General features: G+C 70.6%; 23 protein-coding genes. 18 read left to right on the top strand and 5 right to left on the bottom strand.

The features are described 5' to 3' along the window. The first annotated feature begins 55 nt into the window (after positions 1 to 55). Positions 56 to 880 (top strand): undecaprenyl-diphosphate phosphatase, encoded by an 825-nt coding sequence (locus JI751_RS10395; RefSeq protein ID WP_307814083.1) that lies wholly within the window; start codon positions 56 to 58, stop codon positions 878 to 880. On the opposite strand, the gene JI751_RS10390 is transcribed toward JI751_RS10395, so the two are convergent. Together JI751_RS10390 and corA are read right to left on the bottom strand one after the other, a co-directional pair. Next, entirely contained in the window at positions 846 to 2,075 is a 1,230-nt protein-coding gene (locus tag JI751_RS10390) for an MFS transporter (protein ID WP_307814081.1), read from the bottom strand. The two genes, JI751_RS10395 and JI751_RS10390, sit on opposite strands and share 35 nt — an antisense overlap. Beyond that, complete coding sequence (gene corA, locus JI751_RS10385; RefSeq protein ID WP_201936049.1) at positions 2,066 to 3,070, bottom strand: magnesium/cobalt transporter CorA; 1,005 nt, start codon at positions 3,068 to 3,070, stop codon at positions 2,066 to 2,068. The genes JI751_RS10390 and corA overlap by 10 nt, the downstream gene beginning before the upstream one ends. Positions 3,071 to 3,102: 32 nt before the next feature. Here corA and JI751_RS10380 point away from each other — a divergent pair, with 32 nt between their 5' ends. Genes JI751_RS10380 through mshC form a run of 4 tightly spaced genes read left to right on the top strand, consistent with a single transcriptional unit; the run spans position 3,103 to position 6,467 of the window. Continuing rightward, positions 3,103 to 3,837 (top strand): histidine phosphatase family protein, encoded by a 735-nt coding sequence (locus JI751_RS10380; RefSeq protein WP_201936048.1) that lies wholly within the window; start codon positions 3,103 to 3,105, stop codon positions 3,835 to 3,837. 10 nt (positions 3,838 to 3,847) lie between these two features. After that, positions 3,848 to 4,432: a DUF3090 family protein gene (locus tag JI751_RS10375; protein WP_201936047.1), complete on the top strand. Its 585-nt coding sequence runs from the start codon at positions 3,848 to 3,850 to the stop codon at positions 4,430 to 4,432. Next, on the top strand, positions 4,422 to 5,210 hold the full coding sequence (locus tag JI751_RS10370) for an SCO1664 family protein (protein ID WP_201936046.1): 789 nt from the start codon (positions 4,422 to 4,424) through the stop codon (positions 5,208 to 5,210). Before JI751_RS10375 ends, JI751_RS10370 begins: the two co-directional genes overlap by 11 nt. 18 nt (positions 5,211 to 5,228) lie before the next feature. After that, complete coding sequence (gene mshC / locus JI751_RS10365; protein ID WP_201936045.1) at positions 5,229 to 6,467, top strand: cysteine--1-D-myo-inosityl 2-amino-2-deoxy-alpha-D-glucopyranoside ligase; 1,239 nt, start codon at positions 5,229 to 5,231, stop codon at positions 6,465 to 6,467. 45 nt (positions 6,468 to 6,512) lie between these two features. Here mshC and JI751_RS10360 read toward each other — a convergent pair whose 3' ends face one another. Continuing rightward, the gene (locus JI751_RS10360; protein ID WP_201936044.1) at positions 6,513 to 7,358 is read right to left on the bottom strand and encodes a PAC2 family protein; all 846 of its coding nucleotides are present in this window, start codon (positions 7,356 to 7,358) and stop codon (positions 6,513 to 6,515) included. Between the two features lie 202 nt (positions 7,359 to 7,560). Here JI751_RS10360 and metH point away from each other — a divergent pair, with 202 nt between their 5' ends. From metH to JI751_RS10325, 7 genes are all read left to right on the top strand, one after another. Next, positions 7,561 to 11,274 carry a methionine synthase gene (gene metH, locus JI751_RS10355; RefSeq protein WP_201937070.1) on the top strand — a complete coding sequence of 1,238 codons (3,714 nt, stop codon included), beginning with the start codon at positions 7,561 to 7,563 and terminating at the stop codon, positions 11,272 to 11,274. Next, positions 11,235 to 11,924, top strand: a complete 690-nt coding sequence (locus JI751_RS10350; protein WP_307814078.1) for an HAD family hydrolase — start codon at positions 11,235 to 11,237, stop codon at positions 11,922 to 11,924. The genes metH and JI751_RS10350 overlap by 40 nt, the downstream gene beginning before the upstream one ends. Before the next feature lie 101 nt (positions 11,925 to 12,025). After that, positions 12,026 to 13,699, top strand: coding sequence for an ABC transporter substrate-binding protein (locus JI751_RS10345; protein ID WP_201936040.1), 1,674 nt, complete (start codon positions 12,026 to 12,028; stop codon positions 13,697 to 13,699). A 91-nt stretch (positions 13,700 to 13,790) separates the two neighbouring features. Continuing rightward, positions 13,791 to 14,801, top strand: a complete 1,011-nt coding sequence (locus JI751_RS10340) for an ABC transporter permease (RefSeq protein WP_201936038.1) — start codon at positions 13,791 to 13,793, stop codon at positions 14,799 to 14,801. A 5-nt stretch (positions 14,802 to 14,806) separates the two neighbouring features. Then, positions 14,807 to 15,832, top strand: a complete 1,026-nt coding sequence (locus JI751_RS21510; protein ID WP_307814076.1) for an ABC transporter permease — start codon at positions 14,807 to 14,809, stop codon at positions 15,830 to 15,832. Between the two features lie 4 nt (positions 15,833 to 15,836). Continuing rightward, positions 15,837 to 16,856 carry an ABC transporter ATP-binding protein gene (locus JI751_RS10330; protein ID WP_201936037.1) on the top strand — a complete coding sequence of 340 codons (1,020 nt, stop codon included), beginning with the start codon at positions 15,837 to 15,839 and terminating at the stop codon, positions 16,854 to 16,856. Beyond that, positions 16,853 to 18,007 carry an ABC transporter ATP-binding protein gene (locus JI751_RS10325; RefSeq protein WP_372440560.1) on the top strand — a complete coding sequence of 385 codons (1,155 nt, stop codon included), beginning with the start codon at positions 16,853 to 16,855 and terminating at the stop codon, positions 18,005 to 18,007. The genes JI751_RS10330 and JI751_RS10325 overlap by 4 nt, the downstream gene beginning before the upstream one ends. Before the next feature lie 15 nt (positions 18,008 to 18,022). Here JI751_RS10325 and JI751_RS10320 read toward each other — a convergent pair whose 3' ends face one another. Then, complete coding sequence (locus JI751_RS10320) at positions 18,023 to 18,928, bottom strand: RecB family exonuclease (RefSeq protein WP_201936036.1); 906 nt, start codon at positions 18,926 to 18,928, stop codon at positions 18,023 to 18,025. A 93-nt stretch (positions 18,929 to 19,021) separates the two neighbouring features. Between JI751_RS10320 and JI751_RS10315 the strand changes: the two genes are divergently transcribed. The 5 genes from JI751_RS10315 (at position 19,022) to JI751_RS10295 (ending at position 24,066) form a co-directional block, all read left to right on the top strand. Further along, positions 19,022 to 20,191, top strand: coding sequence for a site-2 protease family protein (locus JI751_RS10315; protein WP_307814075.1), 1,170 nt, complete (start codon positions 19,022 to 19,024; stop codon positions 20,189 to 20,191). Positions 20,192 to 20,248: 57 nt separating this feature from the next. Further along, on the top strand, positions 20,249 to 21,235 hold the full coding sequence (locus JI751_RS10310; protein ID WP_201936035.1) for a tRNA (adenine-N1)-methyltransferase: 987 nt from the start codon (positions 20,249 to 20,251) through the stop codon (positions 21,233 to 21,235). Between the two features lie 67 nt (positions 21,236 to 21,302). After that, positions 21,303 to 21,851 (top strand): GrpB family protein, encoded by a 549-nt coding sequence (locus tag JI751_RS10305; protein ID WP_201936034.1) that lies wholly within the window; start codon positions 21,303 to 21,305, stop codon positions 21,849 to 21,851. A 93-nt stretch (positions 21,852 to 21,944) separates the two neighbouring features. Beyond that, a complete protein-coding gene (arc, locus tag JI751_RS10300) occupies positions 21,945 to 23,690 on the top strand; it encodes a proteasome ATPase (protein WP_201936033.1) in 1,746 nt (581 codons plus the stop codon). A 4-nt stretch (positions 23,691 to 23,694) separates the two neighbouring features. Continuing rightward, positions 23,695 to 24,066: a hypothetical protein gene (locus tag JI751_RS10295; RefSeq protein ID WP_201936032.1), complete on the top strand. Its 372-nt coding sequence runs from the start codon at positions 23,695 to 23,697 to the stop codon at positions 24,064 to 24,066. A 153-nt stretch (positions 24,067 to 24,219) separates the two neighbouring features. Here the strand turns inward: JI751_RS10295 and JI751_RS10290 are convergent, their stop codons facing one another. Then, entirely contained in the window at positions 24,220 to 24,843 is a 624-nt protein-coding gene (locus tag JI751_RS10290) for a class I SAM-dependent methyltransferase (protein ID WP_201936031.1), read from the bottom strand. A gap of 77 nt (positions 24,844 to 24,920) precedes the next feature. Here JI751_RS10290 and dop point away from each other — a divergent pair, with 77 nt between their 5' ends. Beyond that, entirely contained in the window at positions 24,921 to 26,441 is a 1,521-nt protein-coding gene (gene dop / locus JI751_RS10285) for a depupylase/deamidase Dop (RefSeq protein ID WP_201936030.1), read from the top strand. Positions 26,442 to 26,523 lie beyond the last annotated feature (82 nt).

The following is a 26,523-nucleotide window of genomic DNA, read 5'->3' as shown; positions in this document are numbered from 1 at the left end:
GTATCCACGGGTCCAGCGCCGGACCGACAGGGACGCGCCCGTAGGCTCACCCCCTGTGATCGATCTCCTCAAGGCAGTCGTCCTGGGCATCATCCAGGGGCTCACCGAGTTCCTGCCGATCTCCAGCAGCGCGCACCTGCGGATCTTCCCCGAGCTCTTCGGGTGGGGCGACCCGGGAGCGGCGTTCACGGCCGTGATCCAGATCGGCACCGAGCTCGCCGTGCTCATCTACTTCCGCAAGGACATCTGGCGCATCGGCAGCTCGTGGGTGCGCTCACTCTTCCAGCCCGAGCACCGCGGGACGCTCGACTCCCGCATGGGCTGGTACATCATCATCGGCTCGCTGCCGATCGTCGTGCTCGGCGTGCTGCTCAAGGACGTCATCGAGCGCGACTTCCGCAACCTCTGGATCATCGGCACCACGCTGATCGTGATGGGCATCGTGCTCGGCATCGCCGACCGCGTCGGCCGCACCGACCGCACGCTCGGCAAGATCACCCTCAAGGACGCCCTGCTGATGGGCGCGGCGCAGGCGCTCGCCCTGATCCCCGGTGTCTCGCGATCCGGCGCCACCATCTCGATGGGCCGCTTCCTCGGCCTCGACCGCGAGGCCGCGACCCGCTTCGCCTTCCTGCTCGCCATCCCCGCCGTCGTGGGCGCCGGGCTCTTCGAGCTCAAGGAGATCCCGAACGGCCACAACGACTTCGGCTGGGGACCGACGATCACCGCGACGGCGGTCTCCTTCGTCGTGGGGTACGCCGCCATCGCCTGGCTGCTGCGCTACGTCAGCACCCGCTCCTACACGCCGTTCGTCGTCTACCGCATCCTGCTCGGTGCCGGCACGCTCATCCTGCTCGGCGCAGGCGTGCTGACCGCCTGAACGTGTCGACCAGCAGGGCCAGCGCCACCACCTGGGTGAGCGCGACGACCACGACCAGCGCGACCAGCGACTTCTCGTAGAGCCAGCCGGCACCGACGCCACCGACGATCGCGAGCAGTCCCTGGATGCCGGCGAAGACGCCGTACGCCGTCGCCCGCCGCGGTGCCTCGACGAGGTCCGCGACGACCGCCTTGATCGTGGAGTCCTGCACGCCCTGGGCGAAGCCCCACGCCGCGACGCCGGCCAGGACGGCCACCAGCGCCGATCCGAGCGCGAGGGCGGGCACGATCGCGACCAGCACCGGCACCACGAGGAGCACCCGTGGCCCGGTCCGGTCGTAGACCGAGCCGACGACCAGTGCGGCGACGGCCTCGACGGCCATCGCGGCGGCGTACACGACCGGGACGGCCGCCACGGGCAGCAGTCCCTCGACGGTGAGGTGGTAGCCGATGATGCCGAAGGTCACCAGCGCGCCGGTGGTCAGCGACGCGGCGACCGCGTAGCGGAAGAAGTCGCCCGACAGCCCGGCACCCACCGCCTCGGCCCACCAGCCACGCCGCTCGGCAGGCACGCTCGGAGCCTCGACGGCGTCGTCGTACGCCGCCGGGTCGGGCACGCGCGCCCGCAGGGTGAACAGCAGCACCATCGCGATCGCACCGGGGACCGCGAGCACCGCCATCCCGGTCCACAGCGAGCTGAGCGCGACGACCCCCGCCACCAGGAGCGGACCGGCGAAGGCACCGACCTGGTCGAGGGCCTTGTGCACGCCGAACCCGCGACCGCGACCCACGGCCGAGGCGACGTGCGCGAGCAGGGCGGACTTCGACGGCGAGCGGATCGCCTTGCCCAGCCGCTCGAGCAGGATCATCGTCGCCCCGAAGGCCAGTCCGGCGACGCCGAGCCGCGGCGCGAGGGCCAGGAGCGGGACGCAGACGGCGGTCAGCCCGTAGCCGAGGATCGTCAGCGACCAGTAGCGACCGGTGCGGTCGGCGATCGGGCCGAAGGCGAGCCGCAGCACCAGCGCGACGGCCTCACCGGCACCCGTGACGAGGCCGACGACCACGGCCGAGGCGCCGAGGGCAGCGAGCAGCGGGCCGTAGACCGAGCGCGCGCCTTCGTAGACCATGTCCGCGAAGAGGCTGACGAACCCGAACCACCACACGACCCGCCATGCGGACGGTCGGGTCACAGCCACCCGGACTTCTTGAAGAACCAGAGCAGCAGTCCGGAGGCGCCGACCATGAGCGCCATCGCGTACGCGTAGCCGTAGGTCCAGTGCAGCTCGGGCATGTGGTCGAAGTTCATGCCGTAGACGCCGGCGATCAGGGTCGGCACGACGACGAGCGCGGCACCGGCGGAGATCTTGCGCATGTCGTCGTTCTGCTGGACCGAGATCCGCGCCAGGTGGGCGTCGAAGGCGGTCGACAGCAGGACGTCGAGGCTGTCGATCACCTCCGAGACCCGCTGGAGGTGGTCGGCCACGTCACGGAAGTAGGTCGCGGTCTCCGCGGTGATCGGGATCGGCGTGCGGATCGTCGGCACGGTGTCGGAGTGCAACGAGAACTTGCGCATCGGCTCGCGCAGCGGCAGCACGGCACGCCGGACCTCGGCGATCTCGCGCTTGAGGACGTAGATCCGGTTGGAGTCGTTGGTCCGCGCCTCGGAGAAGACCGACTCCTCCACCTCGTCGACGTCCTCCTCGAGCGCCGCGCCGACCTTCTCGTACTCGTCGACCACCCGGTCGCAGATGGCGTACATGACGCCCATCGGCCCGTGCTCGAGGACCTTCGCCCGCGACTCGAGGTCGCGCCGGGAGTCGGAGAGGTCGATGCCGGCGCCGTGGCGCACCGTGACCACGAAGTCCCGACCGACGAACATGTTGATCTCCCCGGTCTCGACGGCGTCCTCCGCGTCGACGTACCAGAGCGTCTTCAGGACCAGGAAGAGCGTGTCGCCGTAGTGCTCGAGCTTGGGGCGCTGGTGGGAGTCGCCCGCGTCCTCGACCGCGAGCGGGTGCAGGTCGAAGGTGCGGGCGATGAGGTCGAGCTCGTCGGGGCTGGGGTCGTGGATCCCGATCCACTGGAAGTCGCCGGGGTCGCAGGGCACCCGGGCGTGCCCGAGGCTCTGGTCGTCGCCGTCGCCGAGCGGGACCCGCTTGCCCTGGTGGTAGAGGGCGTTGTCCACGATCACGGGCTCAGGCTAAGCCCACTAGGGTCGCTTTCGTGCCCACCGTCATCCTCGTCCGACACGGCCGCTCGACGGCCAACACGGCCGGAGTCCTCGCCGGTCGCACGGCCGGCGTCCACCTCGACGACACCGGCGTGAAGCAGGCCGTCGCCGTCGGCGAGCGACTCGCCGGCGTACGACTCGCTGCCGCCGTCACCAGCCCGCTCGAGCGCTGCCGTGAGACGTGCAAGGAGATCACCGGTCGGCAGGCCGCTGCGCTCCGGGCGAGCGCCGACAAGCAGCTCTCCGAGTGCGACTACGGCGAGTGGCAGGGGCGCCCCCTGAAGGAGCTCGCCAAGGAGAAGCTCTGGAAGACCGTCCAGGGCCAGCCGTCGGCCGCTGCCTTCCCGGGTGGCGAGTCGATGCGGGCCATGCAGGACCGGGCCGTGGCCGCGATCCGCCGCCACGACGCACGCGTCGCCGCCGAGCACGGCGACGACGCCGTGTGGCTCGCGGTGAGCCACGGCGACGTCATCAAGTCGATCCTCGCCGACGCCCTCGGCACCCACCTCGACCTGTTCCAGCGCATCCACGTCGACCCCGCCTCGGTCTCGGTCGTGCGCTACACCGAGTCGCGGCCGTTCGTCCTCGGGACCAACACCCACGGCGGCGACCTGTCGTGGCTCACACCCCCGAAGGCCGCCGCGAAGAAGGGCTCGCGCGGGCGCGCCAAGGCGTCCGACGCGGTGGTCGGTGGGGGAGCGGGACCGGCCCAGCCAGCCGGGTCCTAGGGTGACTGACATGCCTGTCGTGCACCGTTTCGACCCTCCCGAGCGCTTCGTCGCCGGCACCGTCGGCGAGCCCGGCTCGCGGACGTTCTTCCTCCAGGCACGCGAGGGCACCCGCATCGTCAGCGTCTCCCTGGAGAAGCAGCAGGTGTCCGCGCTGGCCGAGCGCATCGACGAGCTCCTCGACGAGCTGATGGGCGCGGCCGGTGACGACGTGCTCATCCCGGCGATCGCCCCCCGCGACATGGTCGACGGCCGGCCGCTGGAGCAGCCCATCCAGGAGGAGTTCCGCGCCGGCACCATGACGCTGTCGTGGGACAGCGCCGACGAGCGCGTCGTGATCGAGGTCTTCCCGTTCACCGAGGCGGCCGTCGTGTCGCCCGAGCAGCTCCAGGAGGACCTCGAGGACCTGCTCGAGCCGGAGCCCGAGGAGATCTTCCTCGTCCGCCTCACCGCCGCCGCCGCCCGCTCGTTCGTCGAGCGCTCGCGCAGCGTGGTCGGAGCGGGCCGGCCCGACTGCCCGTTCTGCGGTGAGCCGATCGACCCCGACGGACACCTGTGCGTCCGCGCCAACGGCTTCCGGCGTCGTGACCCCTGAGCCCACCCCCGGCGTCCCGGCTGGCGTCCCGACTGGTGAGCTGGTCCTGCACGGGCGGGTACTTCCTGCCTCCAACGCCACCTTCGTCGGCGAGATCGACGGCGTGCGCGTCGTCTACAAGCCCATCGCGGGGGAGCGGCCCCTGTGGGACTTCCCCGACGGGACGCTCGCGCACCGCGAGGTGGCGGCGTACGCCGTCTCGGAGGTGCTCGGCTGGGACATCGTGCCGCCGACGGTGCTCGGCGACGGGCCGCACGGTCCGGGCATGGTGCAGCTGTGGCGCGACGAGGTCGAGGACCAGGACCCCGTCGACATCGTCGGCGAGGGACAGGTGCCGCACGGCTTCCGGCACGTCTTCGACGGCCTCGACGCCCACGACCAGCCGGTGTCGCTCGTCCACGAGGACTCACCGCAGCTGCGGCGGATGGCGCTGTTCGACGTCGTCGTCAACAACGCCGACCGCAAGGGCGGTCACGTCCTGCCGATGGCCGACGGCCATCGCCACGGCGTCGACCACGGCCTGACCTTCCACGTCGAGAACAAGCTCCGCACCGTCCTCTGGGGGTTCGTCGGCGAGACGGTCACCGACGAGGAGGCCGATGGGCTGCGGCGACTCGCGGCGGCCCTCGACGGCGACCTCGGTGCGACGCTCGCCGGGCTGCTGGCCCGTGACGAGCTCGCGGTCACCGCGCGGCGCGTCACACGGCTGCTGGACCGCGGTGTCTTCCCCGCCCCGGCGTCGTCGGCGTACCCCGTGATCCCGTGGCCCCCGTTCTAGCCGGATAGTCTTCCCGTCATGCGTTCCTGGTCGTCCCCCGACGTTCCCCGACTGCCTGTCACGGGCCCGGCCGTGCGGATCCACGACACCGCGAGCGGTGGCCTCGTCGACACCCGTCCCGAGGGTCCGGCGCGGTTCTACGTCTGCGGCATCACGCCCTACGACGCCACCCACATGGGGCACGCCGCGACCTACGTCGGCTTCGACCTGCTCAACCGCGCGTGGCGCAACGCCGGGCACGAGGTCACCTACGTGCAGAACGTCACCGACGTCGACGACCCGCTGCTCGAGCGGGCGACCAAGGTCAACGTCGACTGGGCCGAGCTGGCCGAGCGCGAGACCCAGCTGTTCCGCGACGACATGGAGGCACTGCGCGTCCTGCCGCCTGCCCACTACATCGGCGCGGTCGAGTCGATCCCGCAGGTGATCGAGCTCATCGAGCGTCTCGACGAGGCCGGTGCGGTCTACCGGGTCGAGGACGACCTCTACTTCGCCGTCACCGCCGACGACGCCTTCGGCTCGGTCTCGCACCTCGACCGCGAGGCGATGCTGGAGATCTTCCCCGACCGTGGCGGCGACCCCGACCGCGAGGGCAAGAAGGACCCGCTCGACTGCCTGCTGTGGCGTGCTGAGCGCCCGGGCGAGCCGTCGTGGCCCAGCCCGTGGGGCGCCGGACGCCCCGGCTGGCACATCGAGTGCACCGCGATCGCGCTCGACCACCTCGGCACCACCTTCGACGTGCAGGGCGGCGGCAGCGACCTGGTCTTCCCCCACCACGAGATGTCCGCCGGTCACGGCCAGGTGGCGCATCCGGGGGAGCGGTTCGCCCGCGCCTACGCCCACGCCGGGATGGTGGCCTACGACGGCGCGAAGATGTCGAAGTCCAAGGGCAACCTCGTCTTCGTCTCCGCGCTGCGCATGAGCGAGGTCGACCCGATGGCCATCCGCCTCGTGCTGCTCCGCCACCACTACCGCAGCGACTGGGAGTGGACCGACGCCCAGCTCTGGGACGCGGTCGACACCCTCGCCGACTGGCGACGCGCCCTCGCGCTCGGCCACGGTGCCGACTCGGCACCGGTCGTCGAGCGCGTTCTCGCCGCGCTGGCCGACGACCTCGACGCCCCGACTGCGGTCGCCGCGGTCCAGGAGTGGGTCGAGGCCACCCTCGGCACGACCGGCCTCGCCGACACCTCGGACCACGAGGCAGCGGCGACGATCCACCGGCTGCTCGACGCGGCCCTCGGCCTCTCGCTCTGACGTACGGCCGCTCGATCCGCCCGGAGAACGGTGGTCGGGCAGGGCTCAGTCGGTGTCGCGGCGCTTGAGGTAGCGCTCGAACTCGCGCGCGATCGCCTCGCCGGAGGCCTCGGGGAGGTCGGCGGTGTCGCGGGTCTCCTCCAGCGCACGGACGTAGTCGGCGACGTCCTCGTCCTCAGCGGCGAGCTCGTCGACGCCGCGCTCCCACGCCTTGGAGTCGTCGACGAGGTCGCCGAGCGGCATCGGGGCCTGGAGCAGCTCCTCGAGCTGACCGAGCAGGGCGAGCGTGGCCTTGGGGCACGGCGGCTGTGCGACGTAGTGGGGGACCGCGGCCCAGTAGGACACGGCCGGGATGTCGAGCTGGCTGCACGCGTCGTTGAAGACTCCGACGATCCCGGTCGGGCCTTCGTAGGTCGACTGCTCGACGTCGAGCCGGTCGACGAGCTCCGGCTCGGTGGCGGTGCCGCTGACCGGGATGGGACGCGTGTGCGGCGTGTCCGCCAGCAGCGCCCCGAGGGTCACCACCAGCTCGGCGCCGAGGTCGTCGCACGCGGCGAGCAGCTCGGCGCAGAACTGGCGCCACTTCATGCTCGGCTCGATGCCGCGGACCAGGATCACGTCGCGGTCGAGCTCCGCGGGTCGCGCGACGGCGATCCGCGTCGTGGGCCAGGCGAGGCGCCGGTGGCCGTTGACGTCGGTGCTGATGACCGGCCGGTTGACCTGGAAGTCGTAGAACTCCTCCGGATCGATGGCGCCGATGACCTCGGCCTTCCACTGCTCCATGAGGTGGTCGACGAGGCCGGAGGCCGCATCGGCGGCGTCGTTCCACCCCTCGAAAGCGGCGATGACCACGGGGGAGACGAGGTCCTGCACGTCGTCGAACTCGATCACCACTCCACCCTAGGACGCGCTCCCCACTGATCCGCCGTGATTTCGTCGCCCGACGCGCCGGGTGCCACGATGTGGGAACCCGGTCCGAGTGTCGGACACCGTTCCTACGCTGGATCTCCACCAGCACGGAAGGCCACCTGTGAAGCCGCAGCACCGTCCCGACGCCACCGCCGCCCTCACGGACATCCTGGGCCGACGGATCATGGTGCTCGACGGCGCGATGGGCACGGCGATCCAGCGCGACCGCCCCGACGAGGCGGGCTACCGCGGCGAGCGCTTCGCCGACCATCCCAGCGACCTCGTCGGCAACAACGACCTGCTGACGATCACCCAGCCGCAGATCATCCGCGCGATCCACGAGGAGTACCTCCGCGCGGGTGCCGACATCATCGAGACCAACACGTTCAACGCCAACGCGGTCTCGCTCGCCGACTACGGCCTCGAGGACCTCGACTACGAGCTCAACTACGAGTCCGCCCGGCTCGCGCGCTCGGCGGCCGACGAGGTGGCCACCGACGACCGGCCGCGCTGGGTGGCCGGCGCGCTCGGCCCGACCACGCGCACGGCCTCGATCTCGCCCGACGTCAACGACCCCGGCGCGCGCAACGTCTCCTTCGACCAGCTCGCCGACGCCTACCTGACCGCGGCGCGCGGCCTGGTCGACGGCGGCGCGGACCTGCTGATGATCGAGACGATCTTCGACACCCTCAACGCCAAGGCCGCCATCTTCGCGGTCGAGACGCTCTTCGAGGAGCAGGAGCGTCGCTGGCCGGTGATCATCTCCGGCACCATCACCGACGCCTCCGGCCGTACGCTGTCGGGCCAGGTCACCGAGGCCTTCTGGGACTCCGTACGCCATGCGCGTCCGTTGGCGGTCGGCCTCAACTGCGCGCTGGGCGCGCGCGACATGCGCCCCTACGTCGCCGAGCTGTCGCGCCTGGCCGACTCGTTCGTCAGCGTCTACCCCAACGCCGGCCTGCCCAACGCCTTCGGGGAGTATGACGAGACGCCCGACCAGACGGCCGGCGTCCTCGCCGAGTTCGCCGAGGCCGGGTTCCTCAACCTCGTCGGCGGCTGCTGCGGCACCACCCCCGACCACATCGCGGCGATCGCCCAGGCCGTCGAGGGCAAGGACCGCCGCGAGCCGGTCGAGCACCAGCCCGTGATGCGCCTGTCGGGCCTCGAGCCGCTGACCATCACCGAGGAGAGCCTCTTCGTCAACGTCGGCGAGCGCACCAACATCACCGGCTCGGCCCGGTTCCGCACGCTCATCAAGGACGGCGACTACGACACCGCGCTGAGCGTCGCGGCGCAGCAGGTCGAGTCCGGCGCGCAGGTCATCGACGTCAACATGGACGAGGGCATGATCGACGGCGTCGCCGCGATGGACCGCTTCCTCAAGCTGATCGCCGCCGAGCCCGACATCAGCCGGGTGCCCGTGATGGTCGACTCCTCCAAGTGGGAGGTCATCGAGGCCGGGCTGAAGTGCGTGCAGGGCAAGGCGATCGTCAACTCCATCTCGATGAAGGAGGGCGAGGAGGCGTTCCGCGACCACGCCCGCCTGTGCCGCAAGTACGGCGCCGCTGTCGTGGTGATGGCGTTCGACGAGGACGGCCAGGCCGACAACCTCGAGCGTCGCAAGGCGATCTGCGAGCGGGCCTACCGGATCCTCGTCGACGAGGTCGGCTTCCCGCCCGAGGACATCATCTTCGACCCCAACGTCTTCGCCGTCGCTACGGGCATCGAGGAGCACGCGACCTACGGCGAGGACTTCATCGAGGCCACTCGCTGGATCAAGCAGAACCTGCCCGGCGCCAAGGTCAGCGGCGGCATCTCCAACGTCTCGTTCTCGTTCCGCGGCAACAACCCGGTGCGTGAGGCGATCCACGCCGTCTTCCTGTTCCACGCGATCCGCGCCGGGCTCGACATGGGCATCGTCAACGCCGGCGCGCTGGTGGTCTACGACGAGGTGGACGCCGAGCTGCGCGAGCGGATCGAGGACGTCGTCCTCAACCGTCGCGCCGACGCCGCGGAGCGGCTGCTCGAGATCGCCGAGCGCTACAACGTCGCCGCCGCCGACGCCGAGGTCACCGAGGACGAGTGGCGCGCGCTGCCCATCGGCGAGCGGATCACCCACGCCCTGGTCAAGGGCATCGACGCCCACGTCGAGTCCGACACCGAGATCCTCCGCCAGGAGATCGCGGACCGCGGCGGCCGTCCCATCGAGGTCATCGAGGGCCCCCTGATGGACGGGATGAACGTCGTCGGCGACCTGTTCGGCGCCGGGAAGATGTTCCTGCCGCAGGTGGTCAAGAGCGCGCGCGTGATGAAGAAGGCCGTCGCCTACCTCATCCCGTTCATCGAGCAGGAGAAGCTCGACAACCCCGAGCTGGCCACCGCCAAGGACACCAACGGCACGATCGTGATGGCGACCGTGAAGGGCGACGTCCACGACATCGGCAAGAACATCGTCGGCGTGGTCCTCCAGTGCAACAACTACGAGGTGATCGACCTCGGGGTGATGGTCCCGGCGCAGAACATCCTCGACACCGCGGCCGAGGTCGGGGCCGACATCATCGGCCTCTCCGGCCTGATCACCCCGTCGCTGGACGAGATGGTCAACTTCGCCTCCGAGATGCAGCGCCAGGGCCTCGACATCCCGCTCCTCATCGGCGGCGCCACCACGTCGCGGGCGCACACGGCGGTCAAGGTCGACCCGAAGTACGACGGGCCGGTGGTCTGGGTGAAGGACGCCTCGCGCTCCGTGCCGACCGCGGCGGCCCTGCTCCACGAGACCGGCCGCGCGAAGCTGATGGCCGACGTGCAGGCCGACTTCGACTCGCTCCGCACCCGGCACGCCGCGAAGAACGACCGGCCGATGATCACGCTGGAGGAGGCGCGCGCCAACGCGACGCCGATCGACTGGACCGAGCACCGGCCGCGCAAGCCCCACCTGCTGCTCCAGCAGGACCGCGCGGTCTCCACGATCACCGGCACGCAGGTCACCCAGCACGTACGCGTGTTCCGCGACGCGGACCTCTCCGTGCTGCGGCGCTACATCGACTGGCAGCCGTTCTTCAACGCCTGGGAGATGAAGGGCGCGTTCCCCGACATCCTCAACAACCCGAGCTCCGGGCCGGCCGCGCGCAAGCTCTACGACGACGCGCAGGCCATGCTCGACACGATGATCGAGGAGAAGTGGGTCCGCGCCCACGGTGTGGTCGGCTTCTTCCCGGCAGCCTCCGTCGGCGACGACGTCGAGCTCTACCTGGGTGACGACCGGAGCCAGGTGCACGCGACGCTCCACCACCTGCGCCAGCAGGGCCGCCACCGCGACGGCGTCCCCAACCGCTCGCTGGCCGACTACGTCGCTCCGAAGGACTCCGGTCTCCGCGACCACGTGGGTGCGTTCGCAGTGACCGCGGGCGACGGCGTGACGGAGCGGGTGGCCGCCTTCCGCGAGGAGCTCGACGACTACAACGCGATCCTGCTCGAGTCGCTCGCCGACCGGCTGGCCGAGGCCTTCGCGGAGCGGCTCCACGAGCGGGTCCGCAAGGAGCTCTGGGGCTACGCGCCCGACGAGCACCTCGACAACGTCGGGCTCATCAAGGAGCAGTACGACGGCATCCGGCCCGCGCCCGGCTACCCCGCCTGTCCCGAGCACACCGAGAAGCGGACCCTGTGGGAGCTCCTCGACGTCGAGCAGCACACCGGCATCAAGCTTACCGAGTCGATGGCGATGTGGCCCGGCGCCTCGGTGAGCGGCTTCTACTACTCGCACCCGGAGTCGCAGTACTTCGTGGTGGGACGTCTCGCCCGCGACCAGGTCGCCGACTACGCCGAGCGCAAGGGCTGGACCCTCGCCGAGGCCGAGCGGTGGCTGTCGCCCAACCTCGGCTACGACCCGGAGGACTGACCGAAGTGAAAGCTGTCCTGTTTGACATGGACGGGACCCTCGTCGACACCGAGCCCTACTGGATCGACACCGAGTACGCGCTGGCCGAGAAGTACGGCGGCACCTGGTCGCACGAGCACGCGATGAACCTCGTCGGCAGCGCGCTGCTCGACTCCGGCGACTACATCCGCGTGCACATGGGGATCGACCGTACGCCGCAGCAGATCGTCGACGAGCTGCTGGACGGCGTGGTCATGCGGGTGGAGGAGGAGGTGCCGTGGCGACCGGGCGCGCGCGAGCTGCTCGACGACCTCGTGGCCAACGGCATCCCCTGCGCGCTGGTGACCATGTCGTGGCAGCGCTTCGTCGACCCGATCCTGCGGCGCCTGCCCGAGGACACGTTCGCGACGGTCGTGACCGGTGACCGCGTCGAGTTCGGCAAGCCGCACCCCGAGCCCTACCTCACCGCGGCCGCCGAGCTGGGCGTCGCACCCGAGGACTGCGTGGCCGTCGAGGACTCCAACACGGGCGTCAAGTCGGCGGTCGCGGCGGGCTGCAGGACCCTCTGCGTGCCGCACCACGTGCCCATCCTCGAGGGCGAGGGCCGGGTCTTCGCCGACACGCTCGTCGGGCTCGACACGGCCTCTCTGGCGCGCCTTCTCGACGCCTGACACGTGACCCGACCGTGACCATGTCGGTGTGGCCCGGCCGGTCTGGACCGGACTAGGGTGCGGGGACACCTGTCAGGGAACACCGTACGGAAGGATCTCGGATGTCTGCACGACGCACCGTGGCGACCTGGACCATGGCGGTCCTCGCTGCCGCCACCCTCGCGAGCTGCGCCGACAGTGAGCGCAACGACGACGGCGGCGATGGAGGCGGTGACGACGGCACGTTCGTCTTCGGTGCCGCCGGCGCTCCCGAGATGTTCGACCCCTTCTACGCCACCGACGGCGAGACGTTCCGCGTCACCCGCCAGATCTTCGAGGGCCTCGTGGGCATCGAGCCCGGCACCGCCGAGGTCGTGCCCGAGCTGGCGACGAAGTGGACCCCCAACGACGACGGCACCGAGTGGACCTTCGAGCTGCGCGACGACGTGAAGTTCCAGGACGGCACGGACTTCAACGCCGACGCCGTGTGCGCCAACTTCGAGCGGATGTTCGACCAGAACGAGGCCGGTCAGACCGCCGGCGAGTACTGGGGCTACGTGATGGGCTCGTTCAAGAACGACGCCGCCAACTCGCTCTACCAGGGCTGCGAGGCCACCGGTGACTACGAGGCCGTGATCACCATCAGCGGCCCGACGTCCGGATTCCCGACGATGCTCTCGCTGGCGTCGCTGTCGATGCAGTCCCCGACCGCGATGGAGGAGGGCGACGCCAACGGCATCGCCGCCGAGGGCGAGGGCTTCAGCTTCCCGGCCTACGCCGACGCGCCCGTCGGCACCGGACCGTTCACCTTCGGTGAGTACGACGAGGCCAACGGCACCATCACCCTCGAGCGCAACGACGACTACTACGGCGAGAAGGCCGGCGTCAGCGAGCTCGTCTTCCGCGTCATCCCCGACGAGAGCACGCGTCGCCAGGAGCTCGAGGCCGGCAGCATCAACGGCTACGACCTGCCCAACCCGGTCGACTGGCAGGGCCTCGAGGACGACGGCAACAGCGTCGAGATCCGCGACGCGTTCAACATCCTCTACCTCGGCTTCAACCTCGACGGCCAGAACGAGCAGCTGAAGGACCCGAAGGTCCGCCAGGCGCTCTACCACGCGCTCAACCGCGACCAGCTCGTCTCGACGCAGCTGCCCGAGGGCGCCACCGTGGCCACGCAGTTCATGCCCGACACCGTCAGCGGCTACAACACCGACCTCCAGCCCTACGACTACAACCCGGACGAGGCCAAGAGGCTGCTCGCCGAGGCCGGTGCCGAGGGCATGGAGCTCACGTTCGCCTACCCGACCGAGGTCAGCCGGCCCTACATGCCGGACCCGGAGAAGATCTACGACGCGCTGAAGACCGACCTCGAGGCCGTCGGCGTCAAGGTCAACGTCAAGACCGCCTCCTGGAACGGTGGCTACCTCGACAACGTGACCGCCGGTCGCTACGACGCCTACATCCTCGGCTGGACCGGCGACTACGACTCGCCGTTCAACTTCATCGGCACGTTCTTCGGCAACCTCAAGGAGAACGACTTCGGCACGAGCGGCATGCCGTGGGGCAAGCAGCTCGCCGACGACCTCAAGGCCGCCGACGCGGTGGTCGACGACGACGAGCGGGCCGCGGCCTTCTCGGACATCAACCAGCAGATCATGGAGGACTACCTCCCGGGCCTGCCCATCAGCCACTCGCCGCCGGCCCTCGTGGTCGGGCCGGGTGTCGAGGGTGTGGTGCCCAGCCCGCTCACCGCGGAGGAGTTCGACTCCGTGACGGTCGAGGGCGGGCAGTAGCACTCCCACCGCTGACCGTCCGTTCGGCGTGACGTCCGGGGGCCGGCCCAGAGCCGGCCCCCGGACCCATGCAGGCGTGTGAGGAGAACCTGTGATCCGCTTCGTCGTACGACGTCTCCTGCAGATGTGCGTCGTCGTCATCGTCCTGTCGATGCTGGTCTTCCTGTGGCTGCGGTCGCTGCCCGGAGGCCCGGTGTCCGCGATCCTCGGGGAGCGCCAGACCCCCGAGCGGGTGGCGGCCCTGGAGAAGGCCCTCGGTCTCGACCAGCCGCTGCCCGTGCAGTACCTGAAGTTCGTCGAGCGCGCCGTGCACGGCAACTTCGGCGTCTCCACGAAGGTCCTGCCCGGGGAGGACGCGTTCCAGGTGTTCCTGGACCGGTTGCCCGCGACGATCGAGCTGTCGGTCCTCGCGATGCTGCTCGCGATCGCCCTCGGCATCCCGCTGGGCTACCTCGCCGCCCGCCGGCGCGGCTCGATCACCGACACCGGCGCCGTGATCTTCTCGCTCGTCGGCGTCGCGGTGCCGGTCTTCTTCACGGCGTTCCTGCTCAAGTACTTCTTCGCCGTCGAGTGGAACCTGCTTCCTGTGTCGGGCAGGCAGAGCACCGGGCTCGACGCCACACGCGTGACCGGGATGTTCGTCCTCGACGGCATCCTGACGCGCGAGTGGGACGCGTCGTGGGACGCCCTCAAGCACCTGATCCTGCCGTCGCTGGCCCTCGCGACGATCCCGTTCGCGGTGATCTTCCGGATCACCCGGGCGTCGGTGCTCGACGTGCTCGACGAGGACTACGTCCGCACCGCCGAGGCCAAGGGCCTCACCACCCGCGTCATCCGCGCCCGTCACGTGCTCCGCAACGCGATGCTGCCCGTGGTCACGACCATCGGCCTCCAGATCGGCGGGTTGCTGGCCGGCGCGGTGCTGACCGAGACCGTCTTCTCCTACCGCGGCGTCGGTGACGCGCTGGCCACGGCCTTCCGAGAGAAGGACTACCCCGTGCTCCAGGTGCTGATCCTGGCCGCCGCAGTGATCTACGTGCTCGTCAACCTGCTGGTCGACATCGCGTACGCCGTGATCGACCCCCGGATCAGGACGAGGTGACCGGCGTGAACGACACGACCAACCACACGACCGACGACTCGACCGACCACTCGACCGACGACCGGACCGAGGACGCTCGCGGTGCGCGTCCGACGTTCGGTCAGCGACGCAAGGACCGCATCGACCAGCTCGCCACCGCCGGCACGGTCGACGACGAGCCGGGTGTCTCGCTGATCCGGAGCGCCTGGAAGCGTCTGCGCCGCAACCCGATCTTCCTGATCGGCGCCGCGATCACGCTCGCGTTCATCGTGCTGGCGATCATCTCGCCCTGGATCGCGCCGTGGGACGTCACCGCCCGACCCCTGCTCGACAAGGTGCGGCCGCAGTCCAACCCGGTCCCCGGTCCCGAGCCCGGCCACTTCCTCGGTGCCGACGACCGCGGCCGCGACCTCTTCTCGCGGCTGCTCGTCGGCAGCCGGCAGACGTTGATCGTCGGTGTCGTCGCGACGCTGTTCGGCCTGCTCGGCGGCCTGACGCTCGGCACCATCGCCGGCGCCGTCGGAGGCTGGGTGGACTCACTCGTCATGCGCATCGTCGACGTGATGCTCTCCATCCCGTCGCTGCTCCTGGCCTTCACCGTCGCCTCGCTCGCCCGCAACCCGAGCCAGTGGACGCTCGTGATCGCGATCGCGATCATCCAGGTGCCGATCTTCGCCCGGCTGCTGCGTGGCTCCATGCTCGCGCAACGCGCCAGCGACCACGTGCTCGCGGCCCGCTCGCTGGGCGTACGACCGACGGCGATCGTGTTCCGGCACATGCTGCCCAACGCGCTCGGTCCGGTCATCGTCCAGGCGACCCTCTCGCTGGCCGTCGCGATCATCGACGCCGCCGCGCTGTCGTTCCTCGGCCTCGGCAACCCCGACCAGAGCCAGCCGGAGTGGGGCCAGATGCTCGGCCGCGCCCAGCCCTTCATCACCGAGGCACCGCACCTGGCCTTCTACCCTGCCGGCTGCATCATCGTCGTCGCCCTCGGATTCACCCTGATGGGGGAGTCGCTCCGCGAGGCCCTCGACCCGAAGACCAGGAGGTGACGAGATGACCCAGACCCAGCACACGAACCGGCCGCGAGGGGGCTCGTCCGAGCCGCTGCTCTCCGTGCGCGACCTGCGCGTGACCTTCCAGCGCCAGGGCGAGGAGGAGTTCCACGCCGTCGACGGCGTCAGCTTCGACGTACGCCCGGGGCAGACCGTCGGGCTCGTCGGCGAGTCCGGCTGCGGCAAGTCCGTCACGTCGCTGGCGATCATGGGGCTGCTGCCCGGTCGCGGCAACCGGGTGTCGGGCAGCGCGATCTTCGACGGCGAGGACCTGCTGACGCTGTCGCCGGCGGCGATGCGCGACCGGCGCGGCTCGGAGATCGCGATGATCTTCCAGGACCCGCTGTCCTCGCTCAACCCGGTCATCTCGATCGGGCGACAGGTCACCGAGGTGATGGAGCGCCACCAGGGCCTGAGCCGCAAGCAGGCCACCCCGAAGGCAGTCGAGCTGCTCGAGCGCGTGGGCATCCCGGACCCGAAGGCCCGGCTGCTGAACTACCCCCACCAGCTCAGCGGCGGGATGCGCCAGCGCGCGCTCATCGCGATGGCACTGGCCTGCAACCCGCGGCTGCTCATCGCCGACGAGCCCACCACGGCGCTCGACGTGACGATCCAGGCGCAGATCCTGGCGCTGCTCAAGGAGCTCGTCGTCGACACCGGCACCGCGCTCGTGATGATCACCCACGACCTCGGCGTCGTGGCGGGGCTGTGCGACGAGGTCAACGTGCTCTACGGCGGCAAGGTCGTCGAGCGGGGCGGTCGGCACGGGCTCTTCCGCGACCCGCGCCACCCCTACACGGTGGGCCTGCTCAACTCGATCCCGCGGCTCGACGCGGCCCGCGGCGAGAAGCTGTCGCCGGTCCCCGGGTCGGTGGCGGACAACCTGCCGTGGACGTCGGCGTGCGCCTTCGCTCCTCGCTGCTCCCAGGTGGTCGACGCCTGCACCCGCGAGACACCGCAGTGGGAGGGCGACCAGGTGGTCGGCCACCGCTGCTTCAACCCGATGGGAGGCACCCGGTGACGCAGACCTCCGAGTCCAGCTCCGACGCGACCTCCGACGGGACGGACGTGCTCGTCGAGGCCAGCGACCTCGAGGTGTACTTCCCGATCAAGAGCGGGATCATCTTCGACCGCACGGTCGGCCACGTGCGCGCCGTCGACGGCGTCGACCTGACGATCCACCGCGGCGAGACCTACGGCCTGGTGGGGGAGTCGGGGTGCGGCAAGTCGACCCTCGGCAAGGCCATCCTCAACCTCGAGCCGCCGACCGCCGGGTCGGTGGTCTTCGACGGCACCGACATCGCCTCCCTCAAGGGAGAGGACCTGCGCCGCGAGCGCAAGCGCTTCCAGATGGTCTTCCAGGACCCGATGTCGAGCCTCGACCCGCGCCAGACCGTGGAGAACCTCCTGCTCGAGGGCATGCGTGCCCACGGGCTCGACACCGACAAGGACGCGACCCGGGCACGGCTGCGCGAGCTGATGTCGTCCGTCGGGCTGCCGGTGGCGGCGCTCAGCAAGTACCCCCACGAGTTCTCCGGGGGCCAGCGCCAGCGCATCGGCATCGCCCGCGCCCTGTCGGTCGGCCCGGACCTGATCGTGGCCGACGAGCCGGTGAGCGCGCTCGACGTCTCGATCCAGGCCCAGGTGATCAACCTGCTCCAGGACCTCCAGGACGAGCTCGGCCTGACCTACCTGGTGGTGGCCCACGACCTCGCCGTCGTACGCCACATCAGCGACCGCATCGGGGTGATGTACCTCGGCGGGCTGGTCGAGGAGTCCGACGGTGCCGAGCTGTACGACGTACCGCTCCACCCCTACACGAGGGCGCTCATGTCAGCGGTGCCCGTGCCGGACCCGCAGGTCGAGGACTCCCGCGAGCAGATCCTCCTGACCGGCGACCTCCCGTCACCGGCCAACCCGCCCAGCGGCTGCCGCTTCCACACGCGGTGCCCGTGGAAGCAGGAGACGCTCTGCGACACCGAGCGACCCCAGCTGCGGGTGGTCGAGGTCGATGGCGCCTCGGCGAGCCACCGGGTCGCGTGCCACTACGCCGAGCAGGTCGCGTCCGGCGAGATCCAGCCGCACCAGGTGGAGGCCGTGTCGGTCGAGAGCGGCTTCACGGGTCCCGTCGACGGTCCCGACGCCCCGCCCGAGGCCTACGTCGGCGTCTGAACGCCGCCCGGGCGCTCAGTCGGAGGACTCGTCGACCGAGGCGTCGACGGCGGGCGTGGTGCGCTCGGGGAGCGGTGGGATGGTGCCGCCCTTGGTCGGGCAGAACTCGTGGAACGAGCACCAGTCGCACAGGCGCGACGGGCTCGGCTGCCAGTCGCCGGTCTCCTGCGCGCGGGTGATCGCGGCCCACACCGCCTCGACCTTGCGCTCGGTGGCGCGCAGGTCGTCCTCGTCCGGCTCGTAGCGCAGGATCTCGCCGTTGCCGAGGTAGACCAGCTGGAGCACCGACGGAACAACGCCGCGCAGCCGCCAGATGACGAGGGCGTAGAACTTCATCTGGAAGAGCGCCTTGGCCTCGTAGCCCTCGCCCGGGCTCTTCCCGGACTTGTAGTCCACGATGCGGATCCGGCCGTCAGGCGCGACGTCGACGCGGTCGACGAAGCCGCGGAGCAGCAACTTGGAGTCGAGCAGTGCCTCGACGTAGAGCTCGCGGTCGGCGGGCTCGAGGCGGCGCGGGTCCTCGAGGTCGAAGTAGCGGTCGAGCACGGTGCGGCACGACGCGAGCCAGGCGGTGACGTCGGGGCCGGACTCGCCGAACATCTCCTCCAGCTCGGGCTCGGCCGCCAGGAGCGCCTGCCACGTCGGCTCGAGCATGTCGCCGGCCCGCTCGGGGGTGCGGTCCAGCGCCGGGAGGTCGAAGAGGTCCTCGAGCACCTTGTGCACCAGGGTCCCGCGCGCGGCGTCGGGGGACGGTTGCTCGGGCAGCCGGTCGATCGTGCGGAAGCGGTACATCAGCGGGCAGGCCATGAAGTCGCCCGCCCGGCTCGGCGAGATCGCCCCCAGGACGTCGACGCCGTCGACCGGTGTCGAGACCCGCTCGGCGGGGGACTCGGCAGCGGGTGCTGCGGGCGGGATCGTCATGGCGCGGCTCACCCTAGGCGAGGCGTACGACAGCCCGGCCGGCCCGGGGTCGCCGAGCGCGTCGGTGTCGGGGTCGTTGGCTAGGCTCGAGGCGTGTCCGACCCCTCCGATCCACCCGCCGGCGACCGCCACGAGGCACGGTCGCCGCGCGCTCCCGGCACGTTCCGAATCGGGTCCATCGCGGGTATCGACGTGCTCATCACCAGCTCGTGGTTCATCGTCGCGCTCCTGATCGCGGTCACGTTCGCACCGCGCATCGAGGCCGAGCAGGCCGGACTGGGCATCCTGAAGTACGTCGCCGGGTTCGTCGTCGCGATCGTCCTCTACCTCTCGGTGCTGCTCCACGAGGCGTCCCACGCCGTCGTCGCGAAGCGCCTGGGCTACGGCGTCACCTCGATCACACTGCACTTCCTCGGCGGCATGACCGAGATCGACGGCCAGTCGCGCAGGCCGCGCCACGAGTTCTGGATCGCCGTGGTCGGCCCGCTGACCTCGATCGCGATCGGCGCGGCGGCACTCGGCCTGTGGTTCGTGGTCCCCGACGGACTCGTGCACCTCGCCATCGGCTACCTCGCCGGTGCCAACCTCCTCATCGGCGTGCTCAACCTCATCCCCGGGCTCCCGCTCGACGGCGGGCGCGTGCTCAAGTCCGCCGTGTGGGGCGCATCCGGCAACCAGCACCGGGCGACCGTCGTGGCCGGCTGGGGTGGCCGGCTGACCGCCCTGGCGCTGCTCACGTGGCCGCTGGTCATGGAGCCCCTCTTCGGCGTCGAGCCCACGCTGCTGGACGTCGTCCTCGTGTTCATCCTCGGTCTGTTCCTCTGGACCGGGGCCACCGCCGCGATGGCCCACGCCCGCATCCGCGAGCGGCTCCCGGCCCTGGCCGCGCGCCCGCTCGCACGTCGTACGCTCACCGTGCCGTCCGACCTCCCGCTGTCCGAGGCCGTCCGGCAGGCGCAGGAGGCGCAGGCCGGCAGCATCGTGACGGTCGCGCCCGACGGCCGTCCGCTCGGCATCGTCAGCGAGGCGGCGGTGACCGCGATGCCCGAGGAGCGCCGTCCGTGGGTCCCGGTGTCCACCGTGGCGCGTGCCATCGAGGACGGGCTCACGCTGCCGGCGACCGTCGCGGGGGAGGACCTCGTCCTCGCGATCAGCCGCCGCCCCGCCGAGGAGTACCTCCTGGTCGAGGCCGACGGCCGGATCTACGGCGTGCTGGCCACCGCCGACGTCGACCGGGCCTTCCGGGACAACGCGTCCCGCTGAGCCGCAGGGCCGTCGTCGGCTGAGCGATTCCGTCGCCTCGCCACTAGTCTTCCGGCCATGTCTGAGCCCTCCACCGACGACAGAGCCGACGTCCCCGCCGAGGCCTGGTCCGGCGTCCACCGCGGTCCCCTGCGCGAGGGCGAGTGGGTGCGGCTGGTCGACCAGAAGGGCCGCAAGCACAACTTCGAGCTGGTCGCGGGCAAGCGGTTCTTCTCCAACAAGGGCCACCTCGACCACGACGACATGATCGGCCGGGACGAGGGCTTCACGCTGGTCTCGTCCGCCGGTGGGCAGTACCTCGTCTTCCGGCCGCTGCTCAACGAGTTCGTCGTCTCGATGCCGCGCGGTGCCGCCGTGGTCTACCCGAAGGACGCCGCCCAGATCGTGGCGCTCGCCGACATCTACCCCGGCGCCCGCGTGGTCGAGGCCGGCGCCGGCTCGGGGGCGCTCACCTGCTCGCTGCTCCGCGCCGTCGGCCCGTGGGGGAGCGTGACGTCCTACGAGCTGCGCGAGGAGTTCGCCGACGTCGCCCGCCGCAACGTCAACCAGTTCTTCTCCGCACCGGAGGGCCGGACCCACCCCGCGTGGGACCTGCGTCTCGGCGACCTCAAGGAGGGCCTGGCCGACCACGGCGCCCACCAGGTCGACCGGATCATCCTCGACATGCTCGACCCGTGGAACTGCGTCGACGCCGTCGCCGACGCCCTCGTCCCCGGCGGCATCGTCTGCGCATACGTCGCCACGACGACGCAGCTCTCGCGCGTGGTCGAGACCCTGCGCGTGCACGGCGGCTTCACCGAGCCCCAGCCGTGGGAGTCCCTCGTGCGCGACTGGCACGTGGAGGGGCTCGCCGTACGGCCGGGCCACAAGATGATCGGACACACGGCGTTCCTCGTCACCGCGCGCCGGATGGCGCCGGGGGAGAAGCCGCCCCGCAAGACGCGGCGACCCGCGCCCGGGGCGTACGGACCGGACTACACCGGGCCGCGCCCGGCGGACCTCCCGCCCGTCGAGACGGTCGACGCCGTCGAAGCCGACGAGTGAGCGAGCGAACCATCCAGTGCCGCGCGCATCGTGCCTCGTCCGCGCACGGAGCGAAGCGAGTACGGGGATGAGCTCGATCGTCGTCGTCGACTGGTCGCCCGCGTGGGCCGTCCAGTTCGACGAGGTGGCCGCGGACCTGCGCGAGGCGCTGGTCGACGTGCCGTCCGCCGTGGTGGAGCACGTCGGTTCGACGTCGGTGCCGGGCCTGGCCGCCAAGCCGATCCTCGACATCGACGTGGTCGTGGACGCCGCCGACGTGGCGGCGGCGGTGACCGCCCTGGAGTCCGTCGGCCACGTCCACCGCGGCGACCTCGGCGTCGCCGGACGGGAGGCCTTCTACGCCCCCGGCGAGCCGCGCCGCAACGTCTACGTCTGCACCGCCGGCACGACGAACGTGCGCAACCACCTGGCCGTCCGCGACGTCCTCCGGGAGCGCGACGACCTGCGCGACGCGTACGCCGCCGTCAAGCTCGCGCTCGCCGCCGATCCCACGATGGACATCGACACCTACCTCGCCGGCAAGTCCGCCGTGCTGCAGCAGGTCCTGGAGGTGTCGGGCGAGTTCAGTGACGACGAGCTCGCCGCGATCCACCGGCTCAACGACAGCAGCGCCTGACCAGCCGTGAGGAAACCGTGACCAACACGGTGGGATATTCACTTCCGTCCCACGAGTGAGTGGGTAGTGTCGCCAGCGGAGGAGGAGGTGCCCATGTCCGAGCCGACACGCGAGCAACTTGCCACTCAGGTGCGCTATCTCGAGGCCGAGGTCACCGACCTGCGCCGCCGTCTCGACGACGTGCCCGGTCAGGCCCGCGGCCTCGAGAGCAGGCTGGCCGACGCACAGCGGTCCCTGGCCGCGGTCTCGAGCCAGAACGAACGCCTCGCGCAGACCCTGCGCGACGCCCGCGACCAGATCACCACGCTCAAGGAGGAGGTCGACCGGCTGGCGCAACCGCCCGCCGGCTTCGGCACGTTCCTCACCCGCAACGACGACGACTCGGTCGACGTGTTCACCGGTGGTCGCAAGCTGCGGGTCAGCGTCAGCCCGGCCGTCGACCTCGACGGACTCGTGCGTGGCCAGGAGGTCATGCTCAACGAGGCCCTCAACGTCGTCGCCGCCCTCGACTTCGAGCAGGTCGGCGAGGTCGTGATGCTCAAGGAGATCCTCGCCGACGGCGAGCGCGCGCTGGTGATCGCCAACGCCGACGAGGAGCGCGTCGTACGCCTTGCCGAGCCGCTGCGAGCCGAGGACGTCACGATCCGCGCCGGCGACTCGCTGCTGCTCGACACCCGCGCGGGCTACGTCTACGAGGTCGTGCCGAAGTCCGAGGTCGAGGAGCTCGTGCTGGAGGAGGTGCCCGACATCGACTACACGCAGATCGGCGGGCTCACCGCCCAGATCGATGCGATCCGCGACGCGGTCGAGCTGCCCTACCTCTACCCCGACCTGTTCACCGACCACGAGCTCAAGCCGCCGAAGGGCGTGCTGCTCTACGGCCCGCCCGGATGCGGCAAGACGCTGATCGCCAAGGCGGTCGCCAACTCGCTGGCCAAGAAGGTCGCCGAGCGCACGGGCGCCTCGGGGAAGTCCTACTTCCTCAACATCAAGGGCCCCGAGCTGCTCAACAAGTACGTCGGCGAGACCGAGCGCCACATCCGGCTGGTGTTCCAGCGGGCCCGCGAGAAGGCCTCGCTCGGCACGCCCGTCATCGTGTTCTTCGACGAGATGGACTCGCTCTTCCGCACCCGTGGGTCGGGCGTCTCCTCCGACGTCGAGAACACGATCGTGCCGCAGCTGCTCAGTGAGATCGACGGTGTCGAGGCACTGGAGAACGTGCTGGTCATCGGCGCCTCCAACCGCGAGGACATGATCGACCCCGCGATCCTGCGCCCCGGCCGGCTCGACGTGAAGATCAAGATCGAGCGCCCCGACGCCGAGTCCGCGCGCGACATCTTCTCCAAGTACCTCACGCCGTCGCTGCCGTTGCACACGGTCGACCTGGCCGAGTTCAACGACGACCGCGAGGCCACCGTGGCCGCGATGATCCGCGCGACCGTCGAGCGCATGTACACCGAGTCCGAGGAGAACCGCTTCCTCGAGGTGACCTACGCCAACGGCGACAAGGAGGTCCTCTACTTCAAGGACTTCAACTCCGGCGCGATGATCCAGAACATCGTCGACCGCGCCAAGAAGATGGCGATCAAGGACTTCCTCGACTCCGACCTCAACCCCGCCCAGCGGGGCTTGAGGGTCCAGCACATGCTCCAGGCGTGCGTCGACGAGTTCAAGGAGAACGAGGACCTGCCCAACACCACCAACCCCGACGACTGGGCGCGGATCTCGGGCAAGAAGGGCGAGCGCATCGTCTTCATCCGCACGCTCATCACCGGGAAGCAGGGCACGGAGCCGGGTCGCTCCATCGACACGGTCGCCAACACCGGCCAGTACCTCTGAGTCGATGGATCGTGAGGTGGAGCGCGAGGAGGAGCTCGGCCACAGCGACATCGAGGCCGCCCTGGCGACCCGTCGCGAGCTCGGCGCGCGCTACGACGCCGAGCTGGTCGACGGCTTCGCCGAGCGGATCGAGCGTGCCGTCGAGCGACGGGTGGCCGACCGCACCGCGCTCGAGCAGCGACGTACGGCGAGCGCGGGCAACGGGCGGACCCGGCAGTTCGTCCTGGGCATTGTCTCGGTCGGCGTCGGTGTGCCGATCACGATCGTGCCGACGGTGGCCGCGGGCGGCGTCAGTGGCGTGGTGGCCGTGATCGTCGGCTGGACAGGCATCGTCGGGGTCAACGCCGCCCACGCCTGGCAGTCGCGCGAGCACTGACCCGACACGCGGGACACCCCTCGGAGGGTGTGTCGAGCGTGCGCTGCCCACTAGGTTGGGCAGATGAAGACCATCCTGATCATCGTCGTCATCGTCCTCGTCGTGCTGTTCCTCGCGGGCTTCCTCCGCCGGGGCCGCTGACCCGCACGACCGTCAGCCGGCCAGCAGCCGGTAGCCGTAGGTCCACGGCCGCGACACGGCCGGTCCGGGCAGGTAGGCCTGCTCGGACTCCTCGATGCGCCATCCCGTCTCCTCCACGAGGGACGGGATGTCGCGCGTCAGGTGGCAACCGCCGGCCACCGCCCGCTGGAGCGGCTCCATCCGGCGCTGCCAGCGGCGTACGGTCTCGTCGGGCGCCAGCCCGTGCTCGAGGACGTGCAGCCGCCCGCCGGGACGCACCACCCGTCGTGCCTCGCGCAGCGCCAGCAGCGGGTCGGGGATCGTGCAGAGGCTGAACGTGATGAGCGCGCTGTCGTGCGAGTCGTCCGCCAGGTCGAGCCGCTGCCCGTCGAGGCCCGCACGCTCGACGGTCAGTGCGGTCCTGGCCCGACGGCGCTCGGAGAGCTGCCAGCCCAGGTCGGAGGGCTCGATCGCCGTGACCGACGTGACCTCGGGCGGGTACCACCGGACGTTGAGCCCGCTGCCGAAGCCGATCTCGAGCACCCGGCCGGTCAGCCCGGCACACGCGACCTCGCGCATCTCGCCGACCTCGTGACCGCGCAGGCTCAGGTCGGTCAGCCGCGGCACCACCCGCTCGTCCCACACCCGTAGGCTCATGTCATGACCTCCACCCCGCAGTGTTCTTGGTTTCCCCCGCTGCGCTCCTCCACCCAACAACACGGCGGGGGCCCCGGATGAGCGTACGACGGGTGATGGGCACCGAGGTCGAGTACGGCATCTCGGTGCAGGGCCAGCCTGCCGCCAACCCGATGGTCGCGTCGTCGCAGATCGTCAACGCGTACGCGTCCTCCACCGCCAAGGCGCGTCGCGCCCGCTGGGACTTCGAGGAGGAGTCGCCGCTGCGCGACGCCCGGGGCTTCGACATGGCGCGACAGATCGCCGACCCGACCCAGCTCACCGACGAGGACCTCGGGCTCGCCAACGTGATCCTCACCAACGGCGCCCGGCTCTACGTCGACCACGCCCACCCGGAGTACTCCTCGCCCGAGGTGACGACACCGCTCGACGTCGTGCGGTGGGAGAAGGCGGGGGAGCAGGTCATGCTCGACGCCTCCCGGATGGCCGCGCAGGTGCCGGGCAGCGCGCCGATCGTGCTCTACAAGAACAACACCGACAACAAGGGTGCGTCCTACGGCGCGCACGAGAACTACCTGATGCGCCGCTCGACGCAGTTCGCCGAGATCGTGCGCCACCTGACGCCGTTCTTCGTCTCCCGCCAGGTGGTCACCGGCGCGGGCCGCGTCGGCATCGGCCAGGACGGTCGTGACACCACGCCCGAGCGCGGTTTCCAGATCAGCCAGCGCTCCGACTACTTCGAGGTCGAGGTCGGTCTCGAGACGACCCTCAAGCGGCCGATCATCAACACCCGCGACGAGCCGCACGCCGACCCGGCGGTCTACCGCCGACTGCACGTGATCCTCGGTGACGCCAACCTCGCGGAGATCTCGATCTACCTCAAGGCCGGCACCACCGCGCTCGTCCTGGCGATGATCGAGGACGGCTTCATCGATCGCGACCTCACCGTCGAGGGCGCCGTACGCACGCTCCGCGACGTCTCGCACGACCCGACGCTCAAGCACCTGGTGACGCTGCGCGACGGGCGCAGGCTGACCGCCGTCCAGCTGCAGATGGAGTACCTCGAGCTCGCCCGCAAGCACGTCGAGGACCGCCTCGGCGCCGACGCGGACGACCAGACCCTCGACGTGCTCGCCCGCTGGGAGTCGGTGCTCACGCGCCTCGAGCGCGACCCGATGGAGTGCGCCACCGAGCTCGACTGGGTCGCCAAGCTCAAGCTGCTCCAGCAGTACCGCGACCGCGACTCCCTCGACTGGGACGACGCCAAGCTGCACCTCATCGACCTGCAGTACGCGGACGTACGCCCCGACAAGGGCCTGTACCACCGGCTCGCCGGATCGGGACGGATCCAGCGGCTGCTCGACGACGCGGCCATCGAGCACGCGATGCACGAGCCGCCGACCGACACCCGCGCCTACTTCCGCGGCCGCTGCCTCGACAAGTACGCCGACTCGGTCGCGGCCGCGTCGTGGGACTCCGTGATCTTCGACCTGCCCGGCCGCGAGTCGCTCCAGCGGGTGCCAACGATCGACCCGCTGCGGGGCACCGAGGCCCACGTGGGCGCGTTGATCGACCGGTCGGACACCGCCCAGGCGCTCGTCGCGGCCATCACCCGCTGACCCTCGCCGCTGACCCTCGCCGCTGACCCACCGCTGTTCGAGGCAGGCGTCCTGGCGCCTGTCACGAGGCCACGCGGGTGAA

This window comes from Nocardioides baculatus, assembly GCF_016735675.1.
GTDB lineage: Bacteria > Actinomycetota > Actinomycetes > Propionibacteriales > Nocardioidaceae > Nocardioides > Nocardioides baculatus.
Note: the sequence above shows the minus strand (reverse complement) of the source record. Positions and strands in the feature narration are given on the sequence as shown.

What these genes read in the sequence shown, in the direction of transcription:
- arc (WP_201936033.1), top strand. Translation starts at nt 21,945, where the DNA reads ATGTCCGAGCCGACACGCGAGCAACTTGCCACTCAGGTGCGCTATCTC.
- JI751_RS10310 (WP_201936035.1), top strand. Translation starts at nt 20,249, where the DNA reads ATGTCTGAGCCCTCCACCGACGACAGAGCCGACGTCCCCGCCGAGGCC.
- JI751_RS10290 (WP_201936031.1), bottom strand. Translation starts at nt 24,843, where the DNA reads ATGAGCCTACGGGTGTGGGACGAGCGGGTGGTGCCGCGGCTGACCGAC.
- JI751_RS10295 (WP_201936032.1), top strand. Translation starts at nt 23,695, where the DNA reads ATGGATCGTGAGGTGGAGCGCGAGGAGGAGCTCGGCCACAGCGACATC.
- JI751_RS10305 (WP_201936034.1), top strand. Translation starts at nt 21,303, where the DNA reads ATGAGCTCGATCGTCGTCGTCGACTGGTCGCCCGCGTGGGCCGTCCAG.
- JI751_RS10330 (WP_201936037.1), top strand. Translation starts at nt 15,837, where the DNA reads ATGACCCAGACCCAGCACACGAACCGGCCGCGAGGGGGCTCGTCCGAG.
- metH (WP_201937070.1), top strand. Translation starts at nt 7,561, where the DNA reads ATGGTGCTCGACGGCGCGATGGGCACGGCGATCCAGCGCGACCGCCCC.
- JI751_RS10375 (WP_201936047.1), top strand. Translation starts at nt 3,848, where the DNA reads ATGCCTGTCGTGCACCGTTTCGACCCTCCCGAGCGCTTCGTCGCCGGC.
- JI751_RS10320 (WP_201936036.1), bottom strand. Translation starts at nt 18,928, where the DNA reads ATGACGATCCCGCCCGCAGCACCCGCTGCCGAGTCCCCCGCCGAGCGG.
- dop (WP_201936030.1), top strand. Translation starts at nt 24,921, where the DNA reads ATGAGCGTACGACGGGTGATGGGCACCGAGGTCGAGTACGGCATCTCG.
- JI751_RS10345 (WP_201936040.1), top strand. Translation starts at nt 12,026, where the DNA reads ATGTCTGCACGACGCACCGTGGCGACCTGGACCATGGCGGTCCTCGCT.
- mshC (WP_201936045.1), top strand. Translation starts at nt 5,229, where the DNA reads ATGCGTTCCTGGTCGTCCCCCGACGTTCCCCGACTGCCTGTCACGGGC.